This window comes from uncultured Flavobacterium sp., assembly GCF_963922255.1.
Lineage (GTDB): Bacteria > Bacteroidota > Bacteroidia > Flavobacteriales > Flavobacteriaceae > Flavobacterium.
The window spans coordinates 1-15,194 of sequence record NZ_CAWUIC010000025.1; the positions used below are offsets into that span (position 1 = coordinate 1).

At 30.6% G+C, this 15,194-nt stretch carries 14 protein-coding genes; 4 read left to right on the forward strand and 10 right to left on the reverse strand.

Annotated elements, in window-relative coordinates:
* Positions 1–185: hypothetical protein (locus AABJ49_RS13570; RefSeq protein WP_338378828.1), on the reverse strand; the 185-nt coding region annotated here is incomplete at its 3' end.
* Positions 186–484: 299 nt separating this feature from the next.
* Here AABJ49_RS13570 and mazG point away from each other — a divergent pair.
* Together mazG and AABJ49_RS13580 are read left to right on the forward strand one after the other, a co-directional pair.
* A complete protein-coding gene (mazG, locus tag AABJ49_RS13575) occupies positions 485–1,258 on the forward strand; it encodes a nucleoside triphosphate pyrophosphohydrolase (protein ID WP_338378829.1) in 774 nt (257 codons plus the stop codon).
* A 103-nt stretch (positions 1,259–1,361) separates the two neighbouring features.
* Positions 1,362–1,655 (forward strand): antibiotic biosynthesis monooxygenase, encoded by a 294-nt coding sequence (locus AABJ49_RS13580; RefSeq protein ID WP_338378830.1) that lies wholly within the window; start codon positions 1,362–1,364, stop codon positions 1,653–1,655.
* A 29-nt stretch (positions 1,656–1,684) separates the two neighbouring features.
* Here the strand turns inward: AABJ49_RS13580 and AABJ49_RS13585 are convergent, their stop codons facing one another.
* The 9 genes from AABJ49_RS13585 to AABJ49_RS13625 form a co-directional block, all read right to left on the reverse strand.
* The gene (locus AABJ49_RS13585) at positions 1,685–3,631 is read right to left on the reverse strand and encodes a DUF349 domain-containing protein (protein WP_338378831.1); all 1,947 of its coding nucleotides are present in this window, start codon (positions 3,629–3,631) and stop codon (positions 1,685–1,687) included.
* A 129-nt stretch (positions 3,632–3,760) separates the two neighbouring features.
* Entirely contained in the window at positions 3,761–4,519 is a 759-nt protein-coding gene (locus AABJ49_RS13590; protein WP_338378832.1) for a shikimate dehydrogenase, read from the reverse strand.
* Between the two features lie 10 nt (positions 4,520–4,529).
* The gene (locus tag AABJ49_RS13595; protein WP_338378833.1) at positions 4,530–5,498 is read right to left on the reverse strand and encodes a DUF368 domain-containing protein; all 969 of its coding nucleotides are present in this window, start codon (positions 5,496–5,498) and stop codon (positions 4,530–4,532) included.
* A gap of 41 nt (positions 5,499–5,539) precedes the next feature.
* Positions 5,540–6,937 (reverse strand): tetratricopeptide repeat protein, encoded by a 1,398-nt coding sequence (locus tag AABJ49_RS13600; protein ID WP_338378834.1) that lies wholly within the window; start codon positions 6,935–6,937, stop codon positions 5,540–5,542.
* Positions 6,938–7,105: 168 nt separating this feature from the next.
* Positions 7,106–8,290 (reverse strand): aspartate aminotransferase family protein, encoded by a 1,185-nt coding sequence (locus AABJ49_RS13605; protein ID WP_338378835.1) that lies wholly within the window; start codon positions 8,288–8,290, stop codon positions 7,106–7,108.
* A 160-nt stretch (positions 8,291–8,450) separates the two neighbouring features.
* Positions 8,451–10,109 (reverse strand): OstA-like protein, encoded by a 1,659-nt coding sequence (locus AABJ49_RS13610; RefSeq protein ID WP_338378836.1) that lies wholly within the window; start codon positions 10,107–10,109, stop codon positions 8,451–8,453.
* Between the two features lie 143 nt (positions 10,110–10,252).
* Complete coding sequence (locus AABJ49_RS13615) at positions 10,253–11,524, reverse strand: adenylosuccinate synthase (RefSeq protein WP_338378837.1); 1,272 nt, start codon at positions 11,522–11,524, stop codon at positions 10,253–10,255.
* Between the two features lie 38 nt (positions 11,525–11,562).
* On the reverse strand, positions 11,563–12,003 hold the full coding sequence (locus AABJ49_RS13620) for a transcriptional repressor (protein ID WP_338378838.1): 441 nt from the start codon (positions 12,001–12,003) through the stop codon (positions 11,563–11,565).
* Between the two features lie 110 nt (positions 12,004–12,113).
* On the reverse strand, positions 12,114–14,336 hold the full coding sequence (locus AABJ49_RS13625) for a RelA/SpoT family protein (RefSeq protein ID WP_338378839.1): 2,223 nt from the start codon (positions 14,334–14,336) through the stop codon (positions 12,114–12,116).
* A 151-nt stretch (positions 14,337–14,487) separates the two neighbouring features.
* Here AABJ49_RS13625 and AABJ49_RS13630 point away from each other — a divergent pair, with 151 nt between their 5' ends.
* Positions 14,488–14,721: a hypothetical protein gene (locus AABJ49_RS13630; RefSeq protein ID WP_338378840.1), complete on the forward strand. Its 234-nt coding sequence runs from the start codon at positions 14,488–14,490 to the stop codon at positions 14,719–14,721.
* Positions 14,711–15,001 (forward strand): type II toxin-antitoxin system RelE/ParE family toxin, encoded by a 291-nt coding sequence (locus AABJ49_RS13635; protein ID WP_338378841.1) that lies wholly within the window; start codon positions 14,711–14,713, stop codon positions 14,999–15,001. The genes AABJ49_RS13630 and AABJ49_RS13635 overlap by 11 nt, the downstream gene beginning before the upstream one ends.
* Positions 15,002–15,194: the final 193 nt, after the last annotated feature.

A 15,194-nucleotide genomic window follows, 5' to 3' on the forward strand; every position in this document is an offset into this window, starting at 1 on the left:
GCAGGTTCAGCTTGTTGAGTTGGAGCTGCACCATTTGAAGGTGCTATTGCATTTAAAAAATCTGTTGAATTTGCTCCTTCATTTACGGTATTGGTATTCTCTTCTGGAGCTTTAGCTTCTTCTTTACAAGAGTATAATAATGTAAATGAACATAATAAAAGGAAAACAATTTTAAAGTGTTTCATAATGGTATTTAATTGTATGTTTTAAGACTTAATTTTAAAGTGTAAAACATTTGTGAAAGGGTAAATTTAAGGTAAATGATTGCAAGTACAAAACGACTTTAGGTTTTTTGGAAAAAATTAACCTATTTTGAATAGAGTAAAGAAGATAGAAAAAAATGACTTTAGTTTTATATATCTTTATTGGCAAATCAAATAGTAGGTCAGTATAAAAAAATAATTATAAGTTGCTTGTTAAAATATTTCCATAATTTTACAATATCAAGCGCAAGAACAATTTCAAGAGCAAAACCAACAAGAAAATGAACAACAGAGAACACCAACTACAAGCTTTCGGTCGATTATTAGACATTATGGATGATTTGCGAGAGAAATGTCCTTGGGATAAAAAGCAAACTTTGGAAAGTCTTCGTCATTTGACCATAGAAGAGACCTATGAATTAGGAGATGCTATTTTGGATAATGACATGCAAGAAATTAAAAAAGAGTTGGGTGATTTGTTGTTGCATATTGTTTTCTACGCTAAAATAGGAAGTGAAACTAATGATTTTGATATTTCTGATGTAGCCAATTCCATCTGCGATAAGTTGATAGAAAGACATCCACATATTTATGGTGATGTAGTAGTGGAAGATGAAGAAGAAGTAAAGCGTAATTGGGAAAAATTGAAACTAAAAGAAGGTAGAAAATCCGTTTTAGAGGGTGTACCAAAAAGTTTACCAGCTTTGGTAAAAGCCAGTCGCATTCAAGATAAGGTAAAAGGTGTTGGATTTGATTGGGAAGAAAGCCATCAAGTTTGGGATAAAGTCCAAGAAGAACTAAATGAATTGCAAGAAGAAGTCAAAATTGGCAACCAAGACAAAATGGAAGCTGAATTTGGTGATGTTTTTTTCTCGATGATAAACTATGCTCGTTTCTTAAAAATTAACCCTGAAGATGCTTTAGAACGAACGAATAAAAAATTCATGAAACGTTTTATGTATTTGGAAAGTAAAGCAGGTGAATTGGGTAAGAACTTATCAGATATGTCCTTAGCTGAAATGGATGTTTTTTGGGAAGAAGCGAAGAGACTTTAGTATTTAGATGGCTGAAGGCAGATTTTAGTTATAAGGGAAAAGGGATAAGTTGGTTAAAGGAAGTTGCAGTTTAACAGTTCAACAAATAAACAATTTAACAATAATGTATTACGCAGTAATTTTTACTTCAGAACGAACGGCAATAGAAGAAGGTTATGCTGAGATGGCTGTTTTGATGGAAGAATTAGCTAAAAAGCAAGAAGGTTTTTTGGGAGTTGAATCAGCAAGAAGTGAGATAGGAATTACGGTTTCCTATTGGAAAGATTTGGAATCTATTAATAAATGGAAACAAAATATAGAGCATCTGGTGGCTCAACAAAAGGGTAGAAGTGATTGGTACAATTCGTATACTACTCGTATTTGTCTGGTAGAAAGAGAATATAGTTTTAAAAAATAAAAAATCCCGAACGAATCGGGATTTAATTTTTACATATCTCTAAGTCTAGATAATTTTTCTTTCCAAAGTTTTAAATCTTCTTTGTGACGATCAATACTTTTGTGTACTTCTTTTATAAATGGATTTTCACCTTTTGAACTTGAAGTAATAAATTGAATGTTGTTTTCTAATTGGAAAATTTCACCTTGAACTTCATCAATTTTCTTCCGCAAGAAGAAAGCTTCTTTTTCTAAAGCTCTGTCATCATTGTTCTCAGCTAAATGCTCTAAACGATTGTCAAATTTCATTAATTCAGTATCTTTTTTAGACAAGCTTAATTTTTCAAAAAGAGCATCTAAAATTTTATTGAATTTTCCTTCAATATGTCTTTTATTGTAAGGAACCCTTCCAAAAGATTTCCATTTTTCAATATTTGCTTTAATTGCATCTAAATCTTGTTTATGATCTCCAGCTAATTCAAATGACTTTATTTCCTCTAAGAAATTTTTCTTATTTTCATAAGCTTCAATTTCTTCTTTGTTTTCTTCGTTTTGAACTTTGTGTAATCTGTCAAAATATTCGTTGCAAGCAGATTTAAATTCTTTCCAAATTGAATCAGAATGTTTTCTTGGTACATGACCAATTTTTTTCCATTCTTCTTGAATTTGCTTCATGATTGGTGTTGTAGCTTTAAAATCTTCACTGTCTTTCAGTGATTTTGCTTTTTCAACCAAAGCCATTTTTTTATTTAAATTATCTTGTTGGTCATGTTTAATTTCTTTATAAAAAGCATTTTTGTTTTTATTGAAATCACGAACAGCTATTTTAAATTTTGCCCAAGTTTCTTCATTTAATTCTGCAGGTACTTTTCCGGCTTTGAAAAAAGTTTCGCGTAAAGCTTCCATTTTTTTCATTTGGTTTTGCCAACCTTTGTGACCAGAAACATCTTCAGCACCTAAAGCATTAATTTGAGCAATGATTTTATTTTTTGCTTCAAAATTCTGCATTTCGCGTTCTCTAGCATTTGCATTTAAGGCTTCACGTTTATCGTGCATTTGTTTAGTGATTTCACTAAATTCATTCCAAACCGCTTCTCTGTGTTCTCTATCAACTGGTCCAACTTCTTCTTTCCAAACTCGGTGTAATAATTGCAATTCTCTAAAAGCTTTCATTACGTCTGGTTCAGCTAATAAATCTTTGGCACGAACAATCAGTTGTTGTTTTTGTTCTAAATTATTTTTGAAATCTTGATCTCTTGCTTCTTTGTCTAAATGAATTAAATCATAAAAACGTTCTACATGAAAATGATAGTTGTTCCAAAGGATATTGTATTTATCTCTTGGAATTGAACCAGCATTGTTCCAACGTTCTCTGATTTCGTTCATTTTTTTGAACATATCACCAATACTTTCATCGTTAGAATCTATAAGGTTTTTTAGATCTTCGATGATGTTATTTCTAACTTCAAAATTATTTTTTAAGTTACTTTGTAATTGGTTGTAGTGTTTTGCTTTTTTGGAGCGATAGTCATCAAAAATAGCATCAAATTTATTTTTTATTGGAGAATGGAATTCAAAACCATCAGTACTTCCTTCGTTGTTTTCACTATATTCTTCACGTTTTTCTTCTAAAACATCATGAAAATGTGACATAAACGCTTTTCTGATTTCCTCAACATGGTCTTTAATTGCCATTACCTTTTCATTAGAAACTAATTTTTCTAATTCTTCAGTAAGTGCTTCCATAGACATAGCATCATAATCCAATAATGGAATTTCATGTCTGTCTTTGATGGAGTCATCTTCGCTTTCTTCTGCATTTGAATTGTCAATTTCATCCATTACGTGGTTTGAAGAAGCTGCTTCAGGTTCAGTTGGTTTCGCAACTTCTGAAGTTTCTTCTGTAGTAATGGTTTGATTTTCAACAATTTCGTTTGTTGTTTCTGATGCGTTTTGTCCGTCTGCTTCTTGCAGGTTATCATTCTTTTCTTCTAACATGATTCATGTATAAGTTACTATTATGCGTCGAAGATACTAACTCATTGGGAAATTTCAAAAGAAAATGCTAAAGATTGAAGATTAAGCAGTAACGATTTTTAAATTTATAATTAAGAAAATGAATTAAAATTATTTCTTATTCCAAATTTCCCATGATTTTTCAGCTTGAAAAAGTAACATTTCATAGCCATTTTTAATCTTAGCTCCTTGTTCTTTGGCTTTCTTTAGAAACATAGATTCTTCTGGATTATAAACCAAATCATAGGCAATGTGTTTTTTTGTAAATAAGCTATAGTCAAGATTTGGACAAGCATCAACCTCTGGAAAAGTTCCAACTGGAGTGGTGTTTATGATTATGGTGTATTCTTCAAAAAGAGTTGCGTCAATTTCTTCATATGAAATTTGGAATTCATCCGGATTTCTGGATACAAAATCATATTCAATATTTAATTTTTTTAAGGCAAAAGCAACACCTTTACTAGCACCACCAGTTCCTAAAATTAAAGCTTTTATATGATTTGATTTTAATAAAGGTTTAAGAGATTTTTTAAAACCATAAAAATCTGTGTTGTAACCTTTTAATTTCTTCTTTTTAGAAACAACAATTGTATTTACGGAACCAATTTTTTTGGCATTTTTGGACAAAGAATCTAAATAAGGAATTATTTCTTCTTTGTAAGGAATAGTAACGTTTAAGCCTTTTAAACCTTTGATTTCGGAGAATATTTTTGGAAAATCTTTAATAGTAGGAATATCAAAATTCAAATACTCGCAATTGTCAAAATGATACGATTTGAATTTTTCTGTGAAGTGTTTTTTAGAAAAAGAATAGCTTATGTCTTTACCGACTAAACCATATTTTTTTTGTTTTTTTACTTTCTTTTTCATCACTAAAACATTAATTTTTACCTAAACGAGTTGCTATTTTTTCCATTCCGTAGATTACAAGAAAACCAAATATAGCTAAAATTATTGCAGTAATTACTTGTGCATCACCTATAAAGTCTTGTGGTAAAATACTTTTTTCGATAAAAGGAACTGTTTCACCATGACTGTTGATACGAGTTTCTAAAACTTCTTTCCAAGGCCAAACTTTATTTAATGAACCAATCATAAATCCAACTAACAAAGCTAGAGTAGTGTTTTTATGATGATCAAACATCCAATGTAATATTTTTGAAAACGCTTTTAAACCAATTATTGCTCCAAGGGCAAAAACTCCTAATTTCATTAATGCCGTGGAAAGTATTTCCATATTCATTTGGGTTATTCCTTCTCTAAATTGGTTAATTGTTCCAATTACAGTTTCATAGGAACCCATTAATAACAATATGAAAGCACCGGAAATTCCTGGTAAAATCATCGCAATTATAGCAATAAAACCCGAAAGAAAAATATAAGGATAACTGTCAGGACTACTTACTGGTCTCGCTATTGTAATGTAATACGTTAAAATTACTCCAATAATTAATGCTCCTATAGAAATAGCTTTCCAATTGGTGATTTGTTTCCAAATTAATAAAATACTAGCAATAATTAATCCGAAGAAAAAAGACCAAACTAAAATAGGTTTTGTAGCTAATAAATGAGTTATTATCTTAGAAAAAGTTAGTACACTTATTGCAATTCCTATAAGCAATGAAAGTAAAAAAGAAGCATTTGCTTGTTTCCATGCAGCTTTAAGTCCTTCTTTTTTTAAAGTTTTTAATAGTGATAAATCTATATTATTGATGCTATCAATTAGTTCTTGATAAATACCAGAAATAAATGCAATTGTACCACCAGAAACTCCAGGTACAACATCAGCGGCACCCATAGCAATTCCTTTTAAGGTGATTAATAAGTAATCTGGAAAAATTTTTCTCATGAAATGGAATACTTGAAGAAAGCTAAAATCAAAAATTTAAGCTAGCTTCTGAATTTAATTATTTGATTTTGAATTGATTTTTTATCCCAAATTGTTGGAAAATAATTTTCTAAAATACTATGATTTTTATAATTATGTTGTAAGGCATTAACCAAATGGAATTTACCTTTTTTTGTTTGATTTAAAATGTAATATAAACCAGCCAAACGATACTCAATTTCATAATTGTCAGGATGATTTTCTACACCTTGTAACAATGCTTCAACTGCAATTTCATAATCACCAACATATTGTAAAGCATCAGCCCAATAGATGTAAGTGTCTAAATCAGTATCACCTAATTCAAAGGCTCTTCTGTAGCCATATTCAGCTTCTTCAAATAGTTTTAAAGCTCTGTTGATTGAAGCAAAACGTTTCCAGTATAATTTATTATCACCTTCAATTCCGATGGCTTTATTTACATAGTACAATGCTTTTTTGAAGTCTAATTGTCTTATATAAAAATCAGTAATAGCTATCCATGCTTTATCCAATAGTGGATCTTCATGAACAGTTTTTGAGTAATATTTTAAGGCTTCTTTGTTGTTGCCTAACTTTTCATAACATTTAGCTACACGCAATAAAACAAACGAAGTAACATCGTCTAATTCCATTGTAATGGAATAACAGTCAATGGCTTCTTGGTATTTTCTTAATTTTTCTAATGCTTTAGCTTTTTCAAGATAAGCACCTAAGAAAGTTTCGTCAATTAGTGTAGCATAATCAAATGCCCAGACAGCTTTTTCATAGTTTTTTAAGGCATAATATTGACGACCTAATTGGTGCCAAGCTACTTCACTGTATGGATTTTTATTGATAAAACTATCTAAATATACAACTGCTTCAGCATTTTGATCTAAAAAGTCAAAACAGTAAACTACATTATAAAGTGAAGAATAATCTTCGGTATCTTCATTTAAACATTTGATGAAATTTTCTTTGGCTAATTCTAAATTATCCATAAAAAGATATTCCATTCCAATCATGGAATAAACATCTGCAAAATCATCAGTGTATTGAAGTGCTGTTTTTAATGATTCAATCGCTTTTTCGTGCTCGTCTTTTTTAGAAAAAATATTCGCTTTTTGGATATAAATTTCTTCGTTAGTAGGTTCAATAGCATATAATTCATTCAACAGTTTATCTGCTAAATCAATTTTATCATCAAAAATAAGAAGTTCCACTTGAACTAATTTTAAACCGGTAGATTTTGGATGTTGTTCTAAAGCAAGTTTTAATGCTTTTTTGGCAAGATTTAACCTTCCTGTATCCATGTAATGAAGTATGATGTCTTCAAACTCTTCAGAATCAAAAAATAAAACTTTGTTAGTTTTAAGCATTGACTCAAATTTGGATAAGGATAAGCCTTGGTTGTTTTCTTCTTCGTGACTCAAATTCATAGCTTTTGGTTTTGAAAATTTATCCTATCTAAAATTAACTAAATTATAAGCTAATCTAATTTGAAGCTTGTATTGTTTTAAACAATTTAATTAACAATTTGAATAGATAAACCGCTAAAAATTAGGAGATAAAGGATTTGATATTTTCAGATTTCCAATAATTCTCTTTTATTCAGCGTCAATTTCAGCTAGAACTTCAAGAATAATGCCACAACCTTCTTTTATTTCTTCATTTGAAATGGTAAGTGGTGGAGTAATGCGAATGGCACAGCCTTCAAACAATAACCAAAATAAAATTAATCCTTTGTCTTGACAGCGAAGTATTACTTCATTAGTGATTTCAGGACTTTTTGTCATGGCTGCTAACATTAATCCTTTTCCTCGAACTTCAGTAATTAGTGGATGAACTAATAATTTTCGGAATAACTGTTCTTTTTCTAAAGCTTGTTGCATTAAATCAGATTCTGTTAATTCTTGTAAAGTCGCTAAACAAGCAGCAGCAATAACTGGATGACCTCCAAAAGTTGTAATATGACCAAGTTTTGGATTATCGCTTAATAAATCCATCATTTTTTCGGATGCAGTGAAAGCACCTACAGGCATTCCACTTCCCATTCCTTTTCCCATGACTACCACATCTGGAATTACATCATAGTTTTGGAATCCAAATAATTTTCCAGTTCGACCAAAACCTGGTTGGATTTCGTCTAAAATCATAACAGCACCAACTTCATCACAACGTTGACGAACTTTTTTTAGAAAATTGTTTTCAGGTTGGATAAAACCAGCACCACCTTGAATGGTTTCTAATAAAATTCCAGCTGTTTTTGTGGTGATTTTTTCTAAATCTGCTTCATTATTGAAGGTAATGAAATCTACATCAGGAATCAAAGGTCTGAATATTTGTTTGCGTTCTTCAAACCCCATAACACTCATGCTTCCCATAGTATTTCCATGATATGCATTATGACACGAAATTAATTGACTTCTTCCAGTAACTCTTCGAGCTAATTTTAATGCACCTTCAATCGCTTCTGTTCCAGAATTTACTAAATAGGTTTTGGTTAAAGGAAAAGGAAGATTTTCGGCTAAAAGTTTACACAAATCTGATGCAGGTGATTGTGCATATTCACCATAAACCATCACGTGTGAATATTTGTTCAATTGATTTTTTATAGCATCATTCACTCTTTTGTTTTGATGACCTAATGTACAAGCTGAAACTCCAGCTACAAAATCTAAAAATTTATTTCCTTTTGTATCATAAATATAAGAACCTTTAGCATGCGAAATTTCCATGGCTAATGGGTGAGGAGTGGTTTGTGCTTGGTATTTGAAAAAATCGGATAACATTTTAATTTTATGGTTAAAAGTTTAAAGGGTTATGAGGTTAAAAGAGTTTGCAGGTATTAGTTTGCAGTTTATTGTCAGATTTTTTTAAACATAAATAGGCTAACTTTTATTGTAAATTTCTGCAATCTGCTTACTAAATACTATCAAACTTAATACTGAATTACTCTTTCTTTTTAGGATTGTTTTTATCGTATTCCAAAGTTTCTTTTAAAACTTCCATTGGAACATCATCAAGTAATTCTTTGGCTTTGGTTTCGGTTTGAATTTTCTCATCTAAATCGAGTTCTTCTCGAGGAAAAATATCGTCTTTTGATTTTATTTCTTCATCTCCACGCCAAAGAAAACCTCTCAATTTTCTAGCATTTTCAGGAAATTCTTCTTCTGGATAGATATATCCATCTGTATTGTTGAAGAAAGTTATAGTTTCAATTTTATTTTCAAATAATTCTAAATTGATGTTACTACAAACACTTTTATTAATTCCAACTAATTCATCATCTTCATTATATAAATATGAGATAGCTTCACAGTTTTTGACAATATCCACTTCGTAAAGTTTATTTTCTCTAAATTTACCATAGAGGTTTTGGCCTTTGACTTGATTATATCCATTTTCGCTTAAAGTATCTTTTTGAATCAAGAAAGCATTGTTTAGCACTTTCAAAGAATCTACTTTTTCTGTTTTGTTATTTCCAATGATATGCATAATATCACCAGTCATTTGACTTTTGTTGCTCCATAAAATGGGTCTTCCAATCAACTTACTTAAAGCATTTTTATTGCTTGAATGTAAAGAATCACATTTTCCACTCATATCTAAATTATAGAATCTAACATTGTTATAAGCTCTGATAATTCTATCTTCTGGTGGACCAGTAACCATGATTTTTTTTCCGTGCATGTACATGGAATCATTTTCAGTTTTTGTAATTACTAATGCTTTTTTGGTAATGAACATTGAATCATTTTTAGTCAATGTATTTCTGTACACTTCTGCATAATGGCCTTTGGCTACCAAGTTATTTATGGTATCCGTAATTTTTACATTGTTTACTAATTTGGAGAAATTTTTCTTTCGATCGTAAAAAATATCATCACCTTCGATTCGTCTACTGTTATAGAGAATGTGTGAGTTTTTCTTTAGTTTTCCAATGTCGTTTGTTGTGTCATAAAAACCGTTTTCTGTATAAATATAATCGGTTTTACTAGTAATTGTTGAAGGTCCAAAAACATAAGCATGACCTGAATTATCATAATAATCCAAATGATTTGTCTTAATTGTACTTCTCGGATTTACAACTGTCACAGCAGTTTTGAAAGAATATTTTTTTTCATTTAAATAATATCTTCCAGATTTACTTTTTAATGTATTGTCTTTGTTTGTGATTGTTCCAAAACTGTTATAAAAAGCTTGTTGTGCTTTTCTATCGAAGAAAATAGTATCAGTCACTAAATTTGAATCAGGAGAACGCATATTGACATTTCCAGTTGCATATGCAAATTCCTTGTCTCCATTATATTCAGCATATCGACTATTCATAAAAATAGTATCACCTTGCACTAATTGCACATTTCCAAAAGCTTTTACATAGTTTTCGTCTGTAAAATGATAAGCTTTGTTGCAACTTATTTTTACACCATTATGAAGAACACGGACATTTCCAGTAAAAATAATTGCTCCTGGAATTTCATTTTGATTTTTATCAATGAAATCCGAATGTTCAATAATGATTTTACTAGATTTCTTATTTTTATCTTGTGCAAAAAGAGAAAAACTAGAAAGAATTATGATAAAAACTAGGTATTTTAAATTTTTCAATGCTAATTATTTTGCGTCAAATTTAATTAAAAACTATAAAAGCTGATTTCAATTAAGAAAGTTTTATAACTATATGGATAAAAAAAACCGTAGAATCAGCTTTTTTACTGAAAACTACGGTTTAGATTTATTTGTATTTCTTCTTACTTTGTAATAGTTTGTTTTCTGTCTGGTCCAACAGAAATAACTTTTATAGGCACTTCAACTTCTTTTTCAATGAATTCGATGTACTCTTTTAATTCTTTTGGTAGTTCTTCGTAAGTTGTCATTTTTGTTAAATCAGCTTGCCAACCTTTCATTTCAGTGTAAACTGGTTCAACATTTTCAGGTTCGATGTTGTACGGTAAATGACTAATTTCTTTTCCTTTGTACGTGTAAGCAGTACAAACTTTCAAGGTATCAAATCCAGATAAAACATCACCTTTCATCATGTAAAGTTCCGTTACACCGTTCACTTGAACAGCATATTTTAAAGCAACTAAATCCAACCAACCACATCTTCTGGCTCTTCCTGTTACAGAACCAAATTCGTTACCAATTTTGGCCATTGAAGCACCAACTTCGTCAAATAATTCTGTTGGAAATGGACCACTTCCTACACGAGTTGTGTATGCTTTGAAAATTCCGAAAACTTCTTTTACTTTATTTGGAGCAATTCCTAAACCAGTACAAGCACCAGCAGCAGTTGTATTAGAAGATGTTACAAATGGATACGTTCCAAAATCAACATCTAATAATGAACCTTGAGCACCTTCAGCTAAAATTGATTTACCTTCTTTTAATGATTTGTTTAAATATTCTTCAGAATCAATAAATGTTAACTTTTTTAATTCTTCAACAGAAGCGAAAAATTCGTCTTCCATTTCTTTAAGGTTGTATTGTAAGTCTACATCATAAAAAGCAATCATTGACTCATGTTTGTCAGCTAAAGCTCTATAACGTAACTTGAAATCTTCTAATTCAATATCACCCACACGAAGTCCGTTTCTACCTGTTTTGTCCATATAAGTTGGTCCAATTCCTTTTAAAGTAGAACCAATTTTTGCTTTACCTTTTGAGGCTTCAGAAGCAGCATCAAGCAATCTATGCGTTGGTAAAATAAGATGAGCTTTTCTTGAAATGAATAATTTAGTAGTTACATCCATATCGAATTTAGCTAAACCCTCAATTTCTTTATGAAAAACTACGGGATCAATTACAACACCATTTCCGATAATGTTTTTTGCGTTTTGATGAAAAATTCCAGAAGGTATAGTTCTTAATACATGTTTAATTCCATCAAATTCTAGAGTGTGTCCGGCATTTGGTCCACCTTGAAAACGGGCAATTATATCGTATTTTGAAGTAAGAACATCAACGATTTTTCCTTTTCCTTCGTCACCCCATTGTAATCCTAGTAATAAATCTACGGTCATTTTGTAAATATTTGTTGTAAGTTGTTTGCGTATTGTAGTTAATTTTCTTTTTTAGTAGCATAGAAGTAAAGGGAATGTGTATTGATTTCAATACCAAAAATTTCTTCCATGGTTTGTTTTATTTGTTGAATCCTCGGGTCACAAAACTCGATAACTTCACCAGAATCTGTCATGATAATATGGTCATGCTGTTTATCAAAATATGATTTTTCGTAATGGGCTTGATTTTGGCCAAATTGATGACGACGAACCAATCCACATTCTAACAATAATTCTATGGTGTTGTAAAGGGTTGCTCTACTCACACGATAGTTTTTGTTTTTCATTTTGATGTATAAAGATTCAATATCAAAGTGTTCTGTTGAATCGTAGATTTCTTGAAGTATAGCGTAGCGTTCAGGAGTTTTGCGATGAGCTTTTTCTTCTAAATACTTTGTAAAAACGTTTTTTACTACTTCTTGATTTGTGTTGTTTTCCATAGGGTTAACCATCAGATGATGGCAAAGATACTTTTATTTTTTTGATTTTTATTTCTGTGTGAAATAGGTTTTCCAAAATTATTAACAAATTAAAATGTAATAGCCCTCTATTAATTTTTATAAATCCTTGTGATTTTATCAATACCATCTACTTTTTTGATGTTTTCTATCAACTTTTTTAAGATAGTATTATTGGCAACTACTACCGTAATTTTTCCATTGAAAATTCCAGCATCACTACTCAAAGATATGTTTTGAATGTTTACGTGCATTTGGTTTGAGATTACTTTAGTCAACTCATTTGTCAATCCTAAAGTGTCCATTCCCGTTATGTTTAATGTGGCTCTAAATTCTTCCTGACTTGAATCAATCCATTTGGCTTGCAAAATTCGATAAGCGTAATTAGACTGCATACTGATTGCATTTGGACAATCTTTTCGATGTACTTTAATGCCGTCATTAATAGTTACAAACCCAAAAACATCATCTCCAGGAATTGGGTTGCAACAAGTAGAAAGTTTGTATTCTAACTTGTCTTGAGCTGCTCCAAAAACAAGCATGTCGTATTTTTTGTTCAGCTCATCTTTTTTAATTTGCTCAGGTTTTGCACTTGGAGCTCTTGTAATTGTTTTCTTGAAGAAATTAACTAACGTATTGCTTTTCTGAGCAGCATATTCTTTCAGTTTTTGATTTTCAATGGAACCTGAACCAACTTTATAAAACAAATCTAAACTAGTTTGCAGTTTAAAAAAGTTAACTAATTCATTAACTGTTGTTTCATTAAGTGTAATTTTAAGATGACGAAGTTTTCGGGTAAGAATTTCTTTTCCATCATCAGCGATTCTTTTAGTGCTCTCATTTAAAACATTCTTAATCTTATTTTTTGCACGCGAAGTGGTTACATAATCCAACCATTGTGAAGTTGGCTTTTGATTTTCAGAGGTTATAATCTCCACTTGATCACCACTGTTTAGGACATAATTTAAAGGAACTAATTTTCCGTTAACTCTTGTTCCTCTAGTTTTACAACCAATTTCTGAGTGAATACTGAAAGCAAAATCAAGTGATGTTGCTCCTTTTGGTAAGGATTTTATATCACCTTTTGGAGTAAAAACATAAATTTCTTTGGCATATAAATTCAGTTTAAACTCTTCTACAAAGTCAACAGCATTACTTGTTGTTTGGTTTTCAATAGCTTCTTTTAATTGGTTTAACCAAATTTCTAAACCATGTTCTTCTGTTCCTACACCTTTGTATTTGTGATGTGCTGCATAGCCTTTTTCTGCAATTTCATCCATTCGTTCACTTCGCACTTGAATTTCAACCCAGCGACCTTTTGGTCCCATTACAGTAATGTGTAAAGCTTCATAACCTGTAGATTTTGGAGAAGAAATCCAATCACGTAAACGACTTGGACTTGGACGATAGTGATCAGTTACAATAGAATATATTTTCCAAGCTAAAAACTTCTCGTCATGTAAATCTGATTTATAAATAATGCGAAGAGCAAACTTGTCATATACTTCATCAAAGGTTACCCCTTGAGCTTTCATTTTTCTTCGAATCGAATAAATAGATTTCGGTCTTCCTTTTAAAGAAAATTCAATTCCTTCTTTATTCAATGATTCGGTTAAAACATCTGAAATTGATTTTATATAAGCATCTTGTTCTTCCTTAGTTTCTTTTATTTTGCTAACAATATCATTAAAAACATCTGGTTCCGTATATTTTAACCCTAAATCTTCTAACTGCGTTTTGATATTATACAAACCTAAACGATGAGCAAGAGGAGCATAAATATAAAGGGTTTCAGAGGCAATTTTGGCTTGTTTGTAATCGACCATGCTATCCATAGTTTGCATATTGTGCAATCTATCAGCAATTTTGATTAAAATTACCCGAACATCTTCGTTTAACGTAAGTAACATTTTTCGAAAATTTTCGGCTTGCATGGAAGCTCCTTGTTCGGTTTTAACTTGAGCTATTTTTGTTAATCCTTCGACTAATTGTGCGATTTTTGGATTAAACATTTGTTCGATGTCTTTCACCGATATCTCTGTATCTTCAACGACATCGTGCATCAAAGCAGCAGCAATTGACGTAGCTCCAAGACCAATTTCTGAAGCGACAATTTTTGCCACAGCAATAGGGTGGAAGATATAAGCTTCTCCCGATTTTCGTCTTTGGTCTTTGTGGGCATCAACAGCAACATCAAATGCTTTCCGAATTAACTTCTTATCTTCTGGAGTTAGCGTTTGATAACTAATGCGTAAAAGTTCTTTGTATTCTTTGGCAATCGCTTTGTTTTCAGCTTCAATATCAATTTCTATCATAGGTCTGCATTAGATACCTAAAGTTATAACAAAGTTATGGATTGAACAAATGTTTTTTAATAGATTTTCGGATTTTCAGATATTGGATTTTCGGATATTGGATTTTGAGTAATTTTCATTAAATTTGTTTTGACAATTTTAAACAAATAATATGTACACCACTTATCATTTATCATCCGCTGAAGATATTACAACAGATATTTTAGATGCTATAAAAGCAAATTTTAAATCAAAAGCTATTGTAATTACTGTTGAAGAAGAAGAAAATTTTGAATTGTCTTATGAAATGAAAGAGATCCTTAATGAACGTTTAGCAGAAGATAAAAGCGATTATATTAGTGCTAAACAATCTATAAACGAACTCAAAGATAAGTATGGCTTATAAAATTATAGTTTCGCCAAGAGCACAAAAAGAAATTATAAAAGCCATCAATTATTATTTAGAACGAAGTGAAGATGCTCCAAGCCATTTTGTTTCACAACTTGAGAAAAGTTATGCTGCACTTACTGTTAATCCATTTTTTATAATTTGTTATAAAAATGTGAGAAGTATTAAACTTAGAAGGTTTCCCTATTCTTTATATTTTACTATTAATGAAAAAGAAAAAACTGTGGAAGTGCTTTCTTGTTTTCATAATAAGCGAAATCCTAGTAAAAGGCCTTAATGTTTATTTTTTAAGATTCAATTAATTTAATAAATCAATTAATTTGACAAATTATTTTTTGGGATTTTTTGACACTATTCTTTAATTAATTTATAACTACTCAACTTACCTTTTTTATCATCCAACTGCAACACATAAATACCACTACTTAAATTTTCAACATTTATATGATTGTTTTCTAAACTCACACTTC